At 52.5% G+C, this 13,933-nt stretch carries 16 protein-coding genes and 1 riboswitch; of the genes, 11 read left to right on the forward strand and 5 right to left on the reverse strand.

Translation table 11 applies throughout. The features are described 5' to 3' along the window. The first annotated feature begins 140 nt into the window (after positions 1-140). From EDM60_RS16525 to EDM60_RS16535, 3 genes are all read left to right on the forward strand, one after another. On the forward strand, positions 141-467 hold the full coding sequence (locus tag EDM60_RS16525) for a YlaH-like family protein (RefSeq protein WP_122964958.1): 327 nt from the start codon (positions 141-143) through the stop codon (positions 465-467). A 9-nt stretch (positions 468-476) separates the two neighbouring features. Beyond that, a complete protein-coding gene (locus tag EDM60_RS16530) occupies positions 477-749 on the forward strand; it encodes a hypothetical protein (RefSeq protein WP_122964959.1) in 273 nt (90 codons plus the stop codon). A 229-nt stretch (positions 750-978) separates the two neighbouring features. Next, positions 979-2,355, forward strand: coding sequence for a hypothetical protein (locus tag EDM60_RS16535; protein ID WP_122964960.1), 1,377 nt, complete (start codon positions 979-981; stop codon positions 2,353-2,355). 6 nt (positions 2,356-2,361) lie between these two features. On the opposite strand, the gene EDM60_RS16540 is transcribed toward EDM60_RS16535, so the two are convergent. Continuing rightward, positions 2,362-2,670, reverse strand: a complete 309-nt coding sequence (locus EDM60_RS16540) for a DUF5665 domain-containing protein (protein WP_173597067.1) — start codon at positions 2,668-2,670, stop codon at positions 2,362-2,364. A gap of 174 nt (positions 2,671-2,844) precedes the next feature. Between EDM60_RS16540 and EDM60_RS16545 the strand changes: the two genes are divergently transcribed. The 3 genes from EDM60_RS16545 (at position 2,845) to EDM60_RS16555 (ending at position 5,960) form a co-directional block, all read left to right on the forward strand. Next, positions 2,845-3,300: a pyridoxamine 5'-phosphate oxidase family protein gene (locus EDM60_RS16545; RefSeq protein WP_122964962.1), complete on the forward strand. Its 456-nt coding sequence runs from the start codon at positions 2,845-2,847 to the stop codon at positions 3,298-3,300. Positions 3,301-3,388: 88 nt separating this feature from the next. Further along, positions 3,389-3,514, forward strand: a riboswitch (SAM riboswitch). Between the two features lie 95 nt (positions 3,515-3,609). Next, the gene (locus tag EDM60_RS16550) at positions 3,610-4,773 is read left to right on the forward strand and encodes an aminotransferase class I/II-fold pyridoxal phosphate-dependent enzyme (protein ID WP_122964964.1); all 1,164 of its coding nucleotides are present in this window, start codon (positions 3,610-3,612) and stop codon (positions 4,771-4,773) included. Beyond that, entirely contained in the window at positions 4,770-5,960 is a 1,191-nt protein-coding gene (locus tag EDM60_RS16555) for a trans-sulfuration enzyme family protein (protein ID WP_122964966.1), read from the forward strand. Before EDM60_RS16550 ends, EDM60_RS16555 begins: the two co-directional genes overlap by 4 nt. 26 nt (positions 5,961-5,986) lie before the next feature. On the opposite strand, the gene EDM60_RS16560 is transcribed toward EDM60_RS16555, so the two are convergent. Further along, on the reverse strand, positions 5,987-6,598 hold the full coding sequence (locus tag EDM60_RS16560; RefSeq protein ID WP_122964967.1) for a YhcN/YlaJ family sporulation lipoprotein: 612 nt from the start codon (positions 6,596-6,598) through the stop codon (positions 5,987-5,989). Positions 6,599-6,795: 197 nt separating this feature from the next. On the opposite strand from EDM60_RS16560, the gene EDM60_RS16565 reads away from it, so the two are divergent. Then, complete coding sequence (locus EDM60_RS16565; protein WP_122964968.1) at positions 6,796-8,130, forward strand: PhoH family protein; 1,335 nt, start codon at positions 6,796-6,798, stop codon at positions 8,128-8,130. Between the two features lie 355 nt (positions 8,131-8,485). Here EDM60_RS16565 and EDM60_RS16570 read toward each other — a convergent pair whose 3' ends face one another. Beyond that, entirely contained in the window at positions 8,486-8,965 is a 480-nt protein-coding gene (locus EDM60_RS16570; RefSeq protein WP_122964969.1) for a DinB family protein, read from the reverse strand. A gap of 134 nt (positions 8,966-9,099) precedes the next feature. Between EDM60_RS16570 and EDM60_RS16575 the strand changes: the two genes are divergently transcribed. Continuing rightward, positions 9,100-9,546 carry a hypothetical protein gene (locus tag EDM60_RS16575; protein ID WP_122964971.1) on the forward strand — a complete coding sequence of 149 codons (447 nt, stop codon included), beginning with the start codon at positions 9,100-9,102 and terminating at the stop codon, positions 9,544-9,546. A gap of 75 nt (positions 9,547-9,621) precedes the next feature. Beyond that, complete coding sequence (locus tag EDM60_RS16580) at positions 9,622-10,158, forward strand: hypothetical protein (protein WP_122964973.1); 537 nt, start codon at positions 9,622-9,624, stop codon at positions 10,156-10,158. 75 nt (positions 10,159-10,233) lie between these two features. Here the strand turns inward: EDM60_RS16580 and EDM60_RS16585 are convergent, their stop codons facing one another. After that, positions 10,234-10,734, reverse strand: coding sequence for a hypothetical protein (locus EDM60_RS16585; protein ID WP_122964974.1), 501 nt, complete (start codon positions 10,732-10,734; stop codon positions 10,234-10,236). Positions 10,735-10,799: 65 nt separating this feature from the next. Between EDM60_RS16585 and EDM60_RS16590 the strand changes: the two genes are divergently transcribed. Together EDM60_RS16590 and EDM60_RS16595 are read left to right on the forward strand one after the other, a co-directional pair. Continuing rightward, positions 10,800-11,447, forward strand: a complete 648-nt coding sequence (locus EDM60_RS16590) for an MBL fold metallo-hydrolase (protein ID WP_122964975.1) — start codon at positions 10,800-10,802, stop codon at positions 11,445-11,447. Between the two features lie 96 nt (positions 11,448-11,543). Beyond that, positions 11,544-12,830: a CapA family protein gene (locus EDM60_RS16595; RefSeq protein ID WP_122964976.1), complete on the forward strand. Its 1,287-nt coding sequence runs from the start codon at positions 11,544-11,546 to the stop codon at positions 12,828-12,830. A 13-nt stretch (positions 12,831-12,843) separates the two neighbouring features. Here the strand turns inward: EDM60_RS16595 and EDM60_RS16600 are convergent, their stop codons facing one another. After that, on the reverse strand, positions 12,844-13,917 hold the full coding sequence (locus tag EDM60_RS16600; RefSeq protein ID WP_122965470.1) for a coiled-coil domain-containing protein: 1,074 nt from the start codon (positions 13,915-13,917) through the stop codon (positions 12,844-12,846). Between the last annotated feature and the right edge of the window lie 16 nt (positions 13,918-13,933).

Raw genomic sequence — 13,933 nt, forward strand, 5'->3', positions numbered from 1 at the left:
TATTTTGACAAATGAAACGGTTACCTGATAAAGTAAAAAGGATACATAAAAATGTGGAAACAGAATAAGAGGATGCAAAAGAAACAGTCGATTCCCGCATGTGAAACGAGAAATCCTTTTGCGTTACAGGAGAGATCAGGATGGACTGGATACAGCTTGCTTCAACTTACGTACCCGCCAACCCGGATCAGCTCACGGCGTTTGACAGCTTCCGCCTGTGGGCAGACCATAACCGGGCTTGGATCTTGTTTGTGCAATTGATTATCGTGTACTACCTTGGATTTGCAACCCGCATTCGCATGCCGATTTTGAAAACATTGCTTTTGTACATTTTGCTGTTCGCAGGTGCGCTTATTTTTGCCATTCTGGATGTCCAACTGCCGGTGAAGAGCGCGATGCTGGTTGCCATTGCGATTTTGGTCGTTGTGAAATTGCGCATCAAGCCGGAGCAAACAGAGCGAAAGTGAGGATTTCTCATGAAGCGTGAAGATGCCCTTTTTAACTGGCTGCAAATTCAGGTTGTGGCAGAAGCCCGCCCCGACGATCGGTCTGCGCTCGACACTGCCGCGTTTTTTGCCCAGCTGTTGCTGGAGGATCATGCCATCAGCGAGCTTTCGTACCGGGTGGAAAACGGCTGGTATCATTTGTCGGGCAAGCAGGAAGCGGGTGCGGTAGATAACCGCTATCCCGCGGAAGCGGTGGAGAGCCTGCTGGCTGCGATTGAAAACGAGCCGAAATTCAACTGTTGATGAGCGAAACAAAAAGACTCCCGAAGCCTTGGGGACGAATCCGAGGCTTGCGGGAGTCTTTTTTAATCCAGGTGCGGGTGATTAGCCTCAAAACAAACTGGTTCTGCAAGCGGAAAATGGGCCATTAGGAGTGGTTTTCTTCCGGATGCAACTTTTGAAAAAAATGCGCCGTCTGTATGGTTGCCCTGGGCACAGAGGGAATGACTGGCAGAATAGAGGGGGAACAACAATGAAAAAAATCATGACCAGGCCCGTTTTGGCTGTCGTAACAGCGGCGGGACTCATCGGTTGCCTGACACCGCTTCTGGCGGACGCAAGCTCGACAGGAGCAGCCGAAACATCCAAGGTAGTCATGAATGAGCAAGGACAGAAAGCGACCCGATATCAGCTCAAGGAGCTTGTCCAAAGCGATCCGGCTACGCTGAACACGCTCCTGAAAACACAGGCAGACCATCTGTACATTATCGTCGATAAAATTAATTTGAACGTAAAGTTGCAATCGTATATGGAAACGAACAAGGCGGAATGGGAGCGGATTTATCGCGACTACTACAACGACATCTGGCTGGAAGTGCGCAGCCCGAAAGCGGATGAGCAACTGGTCAGCGTGAGCGCCCAGACGAAAAGCGACAAGGTGTACATCAAAGGTCTTGTGACACCGGACGTGACCAAGGTGGTTGTGACCAAGCCGAACGGTGATATCATCGAGACGGTGCCGACCAGCGAGCACTCGTTTACCGTCAGCTTTCCGGCCGTCGGTACGTCCGCCGAGCAGTATGTGACCGTTCAGGCTTTTGCGGGAAGCGTGCTTGCCGACACGGAGAAAGTAAAGCTCGTAGCGCAAACGGAAGAGGACAAAAACAGGCTGCTCCATATGTTCACGGTTTATGACGCGAAAAAAGCAGAGTGGCAAGTCAAAGGGATTGTCAAGCACGGGGCCGAGCGGGTTGTCGTCACGTATAACGGCGTGCGAAAAGAGGCCAGCCTGAAAAAGCTGCTCGATAACGTTGACAGCTTCAGTGTGACTTTCGAGAATCCGACGACGGATGCCAAGAGCAGCAAGGCTGTGATCGAAGTGTATGAGGCCGGGAAAAAGGTGGACGAGGACTCGATTGCGATTGAGCCGAAAAAGACACCGGACAACAATCCGGCAGTAGACTACAGCATTGCGGGCACAGCTGTGCACGACATAAAGAAAAAGCAGATCGAACTGAAAGGTACCGTCAAGGGCTGGGACAAAAAGCAAAAGGCGAAGCTTTTCGCGATTAAACCAGACGGCAAGAAAAAAGAGATCAAGCCCAATGACAAGGGCGAGTACACGCTGGAATTGACGTACAAAGATCGCTCGTACACGGCCAAAGCGATTCAGCTTGAACTGTATGTAAAAGACAAGCTGGTCAAGCAAGCAGACATCGTCCTGAGCACGAAGGTCATCGTCGCGCCGCCTGAGCATGATGAGGATGAGAAGAAGCACAAGCATCCGAATGGCAAAGCGTACGGCTTCTGGAAGAAACACGATGGCAAATGGGACGATGACGATCGGGACGACGATGACCGCGATCGTGACGAAGATGACGACGATCGTGACAAAAAGAAAGACAAGTAGCTGCTGTTACGGCTGTTTGTAAGTCTGGACGTAATCGACCAGTTCGCGGATGTAGTCGCCGAGGATCGGGATCGAGAGAAATTGTGTCAGTAGCGAACCGAGCAGTGCGAGAACGATAGCAGTCCCAATCGTCAAACCAAGACCCCGGGCAAGACCTGCGAGGAAATTGATCCAGAGCAGCTTGCGCGGGGCTGTGTAATTTTGGATGACATCAGCAAGCCGGATATCCTCCAAAAACATGGCGATCTTATCCATGCGCTCGTTCATTTTCCGCACTTCCTGAAGCTCGTGGAGGACTTGATCTATTTTGTGCATGAGCCGATCTGTAGGCGTAGGAGCCACTTGTTTCAACCTCCTTGTTCCTGGAAGCATTGTTTTCTACCAGTTTAGGGAAAAAGCCGACCAGAATCAAGGCGGGGAGGAAAGGTTTGCCTCCGGCTTGCGGGAGGGGTACAATAGACGTACAAAAGTATACGAGGAGGCATCCGAATGGCTGAAACCGTATCCCAAACCTTATCGGAAGAACTGTTCGCGCTCCTGCAAAAAGAGCGCTTTGTGACGTTGGCCACAGTCGATCACGAGACAGGTGCGCCATCCGTCAGTTCCTTGTCCTGGACTTTTGCTGTGAACAGCGGACTCATCCGTTTTGCTGTAGACAGCCGCTCCCGCATTCTCGCCAATATCGCCAAAGAACCGCAGGTCGTGCTGCATTTGATCGGGGCAGGCTCTTCTTTTGCGATCAACGGGCGCGCCGAGCTGAAGGCAGAACGGCTGGAAGGGGTTCCCCTGAAGCTTGCGATGGCGGAGATTGCGATTGACTCTGTCAGAGACGTGATGTTTTACGGTTCGCGCATATCCGTAGAGCCTCAGTACGAAAAGACATACGACAAAAATGCCGCAGCGAAGCTGGACAATCAGGTCATGGACGCCTTGAAAAAAGCGTAGGCGCGGTTGTCACACTCTTGTGGAAAATCTTGTTGACAAGAAACAGCGCTATCCTTTAGTATTAGGTCATTCAAATTGAATAGCAAACTTCTTATCCAGAGAGGCGGAGGGACTGGCCCGATGATGCCCGGCAACCAATCACCTGTATGTTCGTTCATACGGGGAGATAATGGTGCTAATTCCTGCAGAGTTTTTTAACTCTGAAAGATGAGAAGGTCTTGCTTACGGCGACGTAAACAAAGCCTTCTTTCAGAGGAAAGGGGGCTTTTTTCATGCCCCTCGACATCATTGGAGGGAGAGAATTACGGTATGAGACTGGAAACAAAATTGATTCAGGCAGGCGTAGGCAAAGATGAGAAAACGGGTGCGGTGAGCTTCCCCGTCTACTACGCTACCGCTTATCGCCATCCGGCGCTGGGACAGAGCACAGGTTTTGACTATACGCGGACGGCGAATCCTACCCGTTCTGTTTTGGAAGAGACAATCGCTGAGGCAGAGGGAGGCGATGCCGGCTTTGCCTGCGCGTCCGGGATGGCGGCAGTCCATACGGTAATGGGGTTGTTTTCCCAAGGCGATCACCTCATCGTATCGCTCGATTTGTACGGCGGGACGTATCGCTTGTTTGAACAAGTGCTTTCCCGTTACGGGCTTGCTTTTACTTACGTAGATTTGCGCGATCTGGAAGCGGTGAAAAAGGCGCTGCGCGCAGAGACGAAAGCGATTTTCGTCGAGACGCCGACCAATCCGCTCATGCAGATTACAAATATTCGTGAAATAACCAGCCTGGCCAAGCAACACGGGCTTTTGACGATTGTAGACAACACGTTCATGACTCCTTATTGTCAACGCCCGCTAGAGCTTGGGGCTGATGTGATTTTGCACAGCGCAACGAAGTATTTGGGCGGACACAACGATGTGCTGGCAGGGTTGATCGTTACAAAGGGCGAGGAGTTGTCGGAAAAAATCCGGTTTTTGCACAATTCGATCGGCGCGGTGCTGGGGCCGCAGGATAGCTGGCTTCTGGTGCGCGGCATGAAAACGTTGGCGCTGCGCATGGACAGACACCAGTCGAATGCGCTCGCGGTAGCGAAAAAGCTGAAAGAACATCCAGCCGTTGCCGAAGTGTTTTACCCCGGACTGGAAGAGCATCCCGGGCATGAGATTCAGGCGAGCCAGGCGAGCGGATACAGCGGCATGGTTTCGTTCCGGGTACGCTCCCAGGAGCAGGTGGGCTTGTTTCTGCAAAATTTGCGCGTCGTCTCCTTTGCGGAAAGTCTTGGCGGGGTAGAGTCGTTGTGTACGTACCCGGCGACACAGACTCACGCAGACATCCCCGAGGAAGTGCGGGCGTATGTCGGCGTGTGCGATCGATTGCTGAGGCTTTCGGTGGGGATTGAACATCCGGATGATTTGATCGCTGATTTGTTTCAAGCGCTGGATGCAAGTCTCGTCGTTGGGGGGGCTGTTCGATGAATTTCGCGACAAAAGTTTTGCATGGCTCCACAGGCATCGATCCGTTTACAGGTGCGTCGTCGGTTCCGATTTACCAGGCTTCCACTTTTCATCAGTTTGATATCGATCAGCCGGGCACATACGATTACGCCCGCTCGGGGAACCCGACGAGACATGCGCTGGAAGAAGCGATCGCCGCACTCGAAGGCGGAGCGCGCGGGTTCGCCTTTTCTTCCGGCATGGCGGCCATTTCCAGTGTGTTCATGCTCTTTTCGGCGGGCGATCATATCGTGGTCGCGGAAGATGTGTACGGCGGCACTTTCCGTTTTCTGACGAGAGTGCTGTCGAGAATGGGAATCTCTGTCACGTTTGTGGATGCGACACAAACGGAAGCGGTGCGCGCGGCGATCACTCCGGCTACCAGAGGGGTCTATCTGGAAACTCCGTCCAATCCGACGTTGAAAGTGACCGATATCGCTGCCGTTTCCGCCATTGCGAAAGAGCATGACCTGCTCGTCATCGTGGACAATACGTTCCTGACGCCGTACTATCAGCGGCCATTGGAGCTGGGGGCGGATATCGTCATCCACAGTGCAACCAAGTTTATCGGCGGCCACAGCGACGTTGTTGCAGGTCTGGCGGTAACCCGCGATGAAGCGCTCGGCGAACAGCTGTACCTCATCCAAAACGGCATGGGAGCCGTTCTCGGCGTTCAGGATTGCTGGCTGGTCATGAGAGGGCTGAAGACGCTCAAAGCGCGTCTGGATGTCAGCACGAAGTCTGCCGGAGTTTTGGCGGAATGGCTTTCTTGCCACCCCGAAGTGAGCCGCGTCTACTATACAGGCTTGGCTGAGCATCCGGGACATCTCGTTCAGCAAAAACAGGCGAGCGGCCACGGCGCCGTATTGTCTTTTGACGTCGGGAGCCGCGAGCGGGCAAAAGCGTTGTTTGACCGCGTAAAGCTGCCGATTGTAGCGGTCAGTCTTGGCGCGGTGGAGACGATTCTCTCGTATCCGGTCATGATGTCGCATGCGGCTATGCCAGCAGAGGAGCGGCAAGCTCGCGGCATTACAGACGGTTTGATCCGGTTGTCCGCAGGTCTGGAAGACGCGGACGATTTGCTGGCAGACTTGAAACAGGCTTTGGAAGCACTGCCGCCTTTGCCATCCGCGATTCCAAGCAAAAAAGAGGCATACTCCCGGGTGTAACGAACCGGGGGCTATGCCTCTTTTTCTTATGGAGTGCCAGTGCGATTTACGTTGATTTTTCCTTGCGGGGTACGCCCATCGTTGTTGATCTGTTGTTGCTGATTTTCCTGCGCCGGTGTTTCTTCGCGCCTTCTGACATCTCGCGGCAGTTGCGGAATGATCCGTCCGACGATGTCGGCCAATTCCTCTGCGAAGCCGGAGATCGGGTGGCCTCTGCGAATGTCTGCCGCCATTTCTTTCAGCCGCTGAACGATGTCCGGGTCGGCTGTTACGACGGCATTGGCCCCCTGCGGGTCTTCTTTCAGCGCTTCTGCCACAGTGTACTTGATGACGCCGACTTCCGGCCGATCCAATTGGGCGTCTACATCGATCCCGACGACGGCGTATTTGCCAATAACCACGGCTGTGGCGCCATTGACTTTTTTCACGCGAGTAGCCAACTGGACGAGACGGTCGGCGGTCGCCTGCGAAGATTGGTTGTAAGCTGGTTCCGGTGCCGTTTGCTGAACGCGCTGGGTATGGGGCGCTTGCTGTTGGTTGGGTTGTGGCGCAGCCTGGTTCGCTTTGTTGCCCGCCATGCACCCTGACAAAACAAGGCTCGCACCCAGGCAACCAATGATGATCCGTTTCACACGCATACTCCCTTTCCCCGTAGTGCCTCCGATCAGGAGGGCAGGTTACCTGTATTTTGTTCCCCTCCGCCCCATTTCATTCTGCCAAGGGTCGTCTATCTCTGTTCGACCGAACATAGACTGTAGTACATCACGTCGCCACAATTGAGCATCCCTCCAAAAATTGCATACCGTATATAAGAAGGGTAATAGGAGGCGAGATTTTGAAGAAAATCTACGTACTGGACACCAACGTACTCCTGCAAGATCCACGGGCGATGTTCTCTTTCGCTGACAACGAAATTGTCATACCCGCAGTGGTGTTGGAAGAAATCGATTCCAAAAAGCGGTACATGGATGAAATTGGCCGCAACGCACGGTACGTATCGCGGCTCTTTGACAGTTTTCGTGAGCTGGGTCATTTGCACAAAGGCATTACCCTGGAGACAGGCGGGCTCTTTCGGGTGGAGCTGAACCATTCTTCGCTCCATCAGTTGCAAAAGCAATTTACGGAAATGACGAACGACAACCGCATTTTGGCGGTCGCACTCAATTTGCAGGAGGAGGAGAACCAATCCCCACAGCCCAGACCCGTCATTTTGGTGAGCAAGGATGCGCTCATGCGTGTGAAGGCAGATGCCTTGAACATTTCAGCGGAAGATTTTCTTTCGGATCGCGTCGTAGGTGAATTTTCCAGCATATACACCGGCTATCAAAAGATGATGGTAGCCTCGGAGATCATCAAGTCTTACTACGCGACGCGCAAGCTTCATCTGGCTACCTGTTTCCCTCGCTATCGCTTTTATCCGCACCAGTTTCTCGTATTGAAGGACGAGTGCAACCCGTCCATTTCCGCGATTGGAAAAGTAGACCCTGACGGCAAAACTTTGGAAATGCTTGTATCAGATGACGATCCGATTTGGGGCATCCGGGCCCGAAATGTGCAGCAAAGAATGGCGACAGAGCTGTTGCTGCGAGATGATATTCCGCTCGTGACCATGACGGGGAAGGCGGGAACAGGCAAGACGTTGCTGGCTTTGGCTGCGGGGCTGCTGCAGATTGAAGATCAGCAAAAGTACAAAAAGCTGTTGGTAGCAAGACCTATCGTTCCTTTAGGAAAAGACATCGGTTATTTGCCCGGCGAGAAAGAAGAGAAATTGCGGCCGTGGATGCAACCGATTTATGATAATTTGGAATATTTATTCAACACAAAGCGCCCAGGCGATCTCGACAAAATTTTGGCGGGAATGGGCAGCTTGCAAGTAGAAGCGTTGACCTACATTCGCGGCCGCTCCATTCCGGGACAGTTTATCATTATTGACGAAGCGCAAAACCTGACCAAGCACGAGGTAAAAACGATTTTGACCAGGGTAGGCGACGGCTCGAAAATCGTTTTGATGGGCGACCCGGAACAGATCGACCATCCGTATTTGGACGAAAGCAACAACGGTCTGACTTATGTAGTGGAAGTATTCAAAGACCAGAAGCTGGCCGGGCATATCCGCTTGGAAAAAGGCGAGCGGAGCGTGCTTGCACAACTCGCGGCCGATTTGTTGTAAAAAGCGTGTATGAAAATCGTTTTGCGGACCATACTATAGTTGTCGAGCCCGTCAGATTCATGTAGCAAACGGCGAAATGCCTTGCAGGAGGCGAAGATCCGTGGATAATCATGAATTAGCAATCGACGAAAGTCGAATGGAAATAAGCCGAGTTCTTGGGTAACCTAATCTCTTCAGGGAGGTTGAAGTGCCAAAGAGAATAACCGGTAAAACCCCATAAGCAATCGGGCTCGACAAAGAACCGCTCCCAATCTGGGGGCGGTTTCATTTTTGCTTGGTAAGAGGGCCATAAAAAAACGCGAAAAACCGTGGGAATGGTTCCGCGTTTTGCTTTGTTGGCGAATGAGTCAAAAAGTTAAGCGTTGGAATGGGCGATTGCTTTGCGCAAAGCGGAAATGGTGCCGATGTGCATGCCCTCATGGAACAGGGTGAAGACCATCATCTCGCCATACGTGTTCATGACACCTTTGTCACCCAACTGGAACGGTTTGGGCAGCGGGTCATTCAGTTTCGTTTGCAACTGTTCTTTTACCCGGGCGTGCTGCTCCTTCAATTGTGCCGCCAGCTCCTCGATGGATGGCACATCGCCTTGCCAGTCTGCGGGCTTTGTGCCGGGGCTGAACAAAGCGGCATACGACGGAGGACATTTCATTTCGGCTGGTCCGAACAGCAAGTAATCCTGCGTGAGCAAGATGTGGCCGATATTCCAGTGAATGTTGTTTTTGAATCCTGCCGGAACAATCTCTGCCTCTTGCTCGGATGTTTTGGACAAGCCTTCAAGAAACATGCCGCGAATCATATCATACTGATTCCATACAAATGAGTAATCCTGCATGACAAAACCACCTTTCATCCATTTCCATTCTTCTCCATGTTACCGTAAAAAGACGATTCAGAAAACAAGCGTCCGCTATTTTTTGCAAGGTTGTCCCGCTGCCTTCATACACATGTAAAAAGGAGGGAGCGCATATGGTCACGTTGGACTCATCCATCGCCTTTTTTGTGTATGTGACGGCTGTTTCCAGTGCGGCGGCAGGTGTGACGGAAGCGTTCAAATCGATTATTCCGTTCTTGTCGACGGACTATGAGCCGAAGGAAGATTGCTGGGAGGATCAAAACCATGCGGCGCGGCTGATGAATTACAAGCGATTTTTCAACCTGCTCATCTCTGTTTTGGCGGCAGGCGTCATTTTTGGCATGCTCGGTCTGGACCCCGCTCTGATCTTGACGGGCGCACAGACGGCGTATGTCGAAGACCCGTGGCAAGTGGGAACGTGGCTGTGGGGCATCGTCGCGGTGTTCGGCTCGCCGTTTTTCGCTTCCGTCCTGAAAATTTTGGAAGGCTTCAAGCAATCGGTCAATCACAATCAGCCACCCAATCGCCCGCGGCAAAAGGTAAGCGGTCCGCGGGAGTGAGCACAACCTGGTTGAACCGTGCTTGCAGCGTGCGGTAAGATAGCAAAAGTACATACCGCAAAGTAGGTGGGCACGATGAAACGGCAAAATTCATTCCGAATGCTTGGACTGTTTGTACTGCTTGCTTGTATGCTGGCAGCCTGTTCGTCGCAAGCAGGGCCAGCCGGGGCGTTTGATCCGGAAAATCAGCAGGAATATGGCGTCAGCGGGGTTTACCTCGGCCAAAACATCAAGGAAGCGATGGACTTGCTAAAGCCGACCAAAGCCGATTTTATGGACATGATCTCCCGCGAAAGCTATACGGTGGAGAGAATGGCAAAAGGCGAGGGCGAGGCGGTCATGGGCATGCTTTTGATCGATCGCACACAGCTGCTCGTCAAGGTCAGAAAAGGCGAACTGATCTCGATCATGCTGGGCGGCGTGGCAAAAGAAGATGCGGCACGCTTTCAGACGCTCCGCGGGCTGTCCATGTACGACAGCAAGGAACAACTGAAAAAATTGTACGGCGAAGGGTCCGGAGAAACCGAGGTTGTGTACGAAGGCAGCAAATATACGGCCAACTTCGGCGTCTCGGGCGGTCAGGTAGTCTGGTTCCGCTTTGACAGCAAGTAGTCGTCTCGGCAAAAAAGCAGGCGGGTTCTCCAAAAGGGAGCCCGCCTGCTTTTTTATGCGCGGCGCGAAGGCACGTTACGACAAAGCCAGAAAGTCCAGCTTGACCTTGTATGCCTTGGCGATCCCTGCGGCAAGCTCCGCCAGATTGCTGTCGATGAGGTAGATGGTATCCGCTTGATCCGCCTGGGGGATCGTGCCCTTGACATGCTCCTTCCATTGCTCGGCCGCTGCCCAGCGATCGTCGGGCGAGCCGGAGTTTTTATCTGCCGTAAACAGCGCGACTTGATCTGCATAAACAAACGTATGGCCATTTTCCGTGACGAAGCCGATATCAGCCCCCTCGTCTATTACGGCTTGGGGAGGAAGCAGCAGCAAGGAGAACTCCTCCCCAAGCATGTTGGATTTTTGCAAGATCGCCGCAAGCTTGTCCCGCTCTTCTTCGCTCTCGACAATAAAAAGCAGTTTGTCCCGAGCAAAGACATTGACATGGTCTCCGATTTTATGTATGACTTGAGCATAGAACCCGGGCAGTTTCCCGGCGGGGATCGCAAGCTCGATTCCGTACATATGTCGCATATCCTTCATCCTTTTCGCAAGCTTTCTTTTTATCGTATCAAAAAATCAGGGAGGTTCCTATTCTTATGAGCGACCAACATCTCGCCGTCCAATCTTTTGCCTTGGGAGGCTTTCAAACAAATGCTTACGCCTTGACCAACAAAGAAACAAACGAAACGATTGTCATTGATCCAGGTATGCAGCCAGAGCGGCTGCTCCAGGAAATTGCCGGTAAAAACGTCGTAGCGATCTTGTTGACCCATGCGCATCTCGACCATATCGGAGGGCTGAATCAAGTAAGAGCGCTGACCAAAGCTCCGGTGTACATTCATCCGCTCGAACAAGAGTGGCTGACCAATCCTGATCTGAACGGGTCGAGCCGCTGGGGGCTGCCTGAGCCGATTGTTTGCGAGCGTGCAGAGCATGAGCTTGCCGACGGTCAAACGCTTGCTCTGGCTGGTTTCGACATCCAGGTGCTGCATACGCCCGGGCACTCTCCGGGAAGCTGTTCCTTTGTGATCGGAAAGCATTGCTTTGGCGGGGACGTCCTGTTCCAGCAAAGCATCGGCCGTACCGATCTGTTCGGAGGCGACTACGAGACGCTGATGATCAGCATTCAAGACAAGCTGTTTGAGCTGGAAGATGACACCATCGTCTACCCTGGACACGGTCCCAAGACGACGATTGACTACGAAAAAACGTACAATCCATTCGTGACAGGCATGCTGCGCTAAAAGACTTCACGATTGTTTATGAGGCAAAAGAAGAGGAAATGGCTTGCAGACGGCGAAAAGGAAGTGGGTTACATTATCGCCAAAGGAGCTATTGTCATGAAGCAAACATGGAACAAGTGGGTCATCATCACAGCATTAGGCTGTATGAGTCTGGCCGGATGTGTCCCGCCAGCAGCCCCTGATAGCCACGCTTCCAAGGCTCCTGTCCTGCAAGTGAGTCCGTCCGACAATGCCACGCCGCAGACAGCAGAGGAACCGACTACTGACTCGCCATCCGATACAGTCCCCCCAACTGGGGAAGCGCCGCCATCCCGTTTTCCGGAACAGCGGATTTCGCTTCTCGCGGTCGGGGATATCATGGTTCACCAGGAGCAAATGGATGCCGTCTGGAACCCGGCGACCAAAACGTATGACTTCCACAAGTTTTTTCCTTACGTCACGCCGCTGTTTCAGCAGGCTGACTGGGTAATCGGCAATCTGGAAACGACGATGAGCGGCAGTCAGGCCCGCTACTCGGGATATCCGATGTTCAATTCCCCGGAATCTTTGGGGCAGACATTGAAGGAAGTCGGTTTCACTGCGGTAACGACTGCGAACAACCACTCGATGGATCGCAAAGAGCAAGGCGTGCTGCAAACGCTCAAGTACCTCGATCAGGCGGGAATTTTGCACACAGGGACGTTTGCCAGTGCCAAAGAGCGCGACGAGCCGCTGCTTTTGACCAAGGACGGATTTACGCTCGCTCTGCTTTCCTATACGTACGGGACGAACGGAATCGCCATCCCCAAGGACAAGCCATACCTCGTCAACCTGATTTCGCCTGAGTTGATGAAACAGGACATTGCCCGTGCGAAAGAAAAGGGAGCCGATCTCGTTGCCGTCGCCCTGCACTTTGGGGTCGAGTATCAGCGGTTGCCGAATGCGGAGCAGATCAAGACAGCCGAGCTGTGCTTGACGTACGGAGCCGACTTGATTTTGGGGGCGCATCCGCACGTGGTTCAGCCGTACGAATGGAAAACCGTTACGCGGGAGGACGGCACACAACACAAAGGCTTGATTACGTATTCGCTGGGGAACTTCGTCTCTGCCCAGAGATGGGATTACAAAGATGTCGGCGCGATTCTCAAGCTTACGCTGCACAAGGACGAGTCTGGAAAGGCGAGTATCGAACAGGCGGAAATGCTGCCGACCTACGTTCATTTTTTCCGCAAAAACAACAAGCGCAATTATGTCGTTTATCCCGTGGCGGAGACATTGGAGGGATTGCAGCGCGGGGAGAAGTATCCGGGCCTCACGAAAGAAGCCATCCAGTACATGACCCGCTTGCAAAAGGAGATGCCTGTTCACATGAATATGGCTGTTTCCAAGAAAAAAGCCAGCTAACCGTTAGCTGGCCTTATTTCTTTCCGAAGCCGAAGGGGAGATTCAATTTCAGTTGAAGCTTCAGTTCTTCGTTTTGCAGGCTGATTCCTTGCACCTGAATATTCGGGGAGATTAGCTCGGGGTAGAAGCCGAGGTCGTACGTCTTTTCCATTTCGTCGACAGTTGCTTGCGGCAGGGCGAACCCGTCGAAATAAAGCTCCGTGATGTGGAACTTCAACTGGGTAGGAGAGACAAGCTCGTAGTTGCCGACCAGCCGAAGCTCCATGTGGTCATACGTGCCTTCGACAGTCAGCTTGTCGTTTTCAAAAGAAAAACGGGATTGCTTGAACAATTCGTCTTTTTGCATCAAAAACTGGTTGAAATCGCTCTGCTTGATCGTCAGCGTGTGCGAGAAGAAGCCGTCGGACTGAATGCGGTCAGGCGTGGCCAACTCCGGTACTTGCACCATCACTTTGGCCAGCATGCCAAAAAACGTCTGGAAAGCGGGCAAGCCGCGTGTTTCCCAATCATTGATCAGATGATCCATCAGCGCTTCCACGGTGGTAGGATCGTCAAGCTTTTGCACGTTTTTTTCTTTTTCCGCCTGAATGGCGATCATCTCCGCCAGTTGCAGCTCGTATTTTTTGCGGAGGTCCTGGAGCAGAGTGAGTCGTGCTTGCTTGTCTGTCTGCATCGTGGCAAGCTTCACTCGCTCGGCGTGGTACGTCTGGAGCCGATTCATATCATACTCGTACACGAGCTGGTAGAAATCGAACATCAATAAAAACTCATTGAAATTTTCCGCATTGAGTAAAAGCGTGAGAAGATTGGCGCGTTCACCCATGTAATAAGCCCGTGCCACCTCGCCGGCATGGCGCTGCATCGCTTCAATCACCAGCTTTTGGCGTTGCAGGTCCAGATCGATTTGAGCGATATCCCGATAGGTTCGCGTCTCTTCATCCTTGAGCAAGGTGAGAGTTCGCTCCAGTTCTTTTTGGGTAAAATGCTGCTGCAAGATCAACTGCTCCAGCGGAATTGCAGTCTCTTCCTGGGCGAACACAGTCAGCGGACATACAAGCAGGAACAAGACGAGCAAAAATTTACGCATGTTTTCACCTTTTGCT

The sequence above is a fragment of the Brevibacillus parabrevis genome (assembly GCF_003710905.1).
Taxonomy (GTDB): domain Bacteria; phylum Bacillota; class Bacilli; order Brevibacillales; family Brevibacillaceae; genus Brevibacillus; species Brevibacillus parabrevis.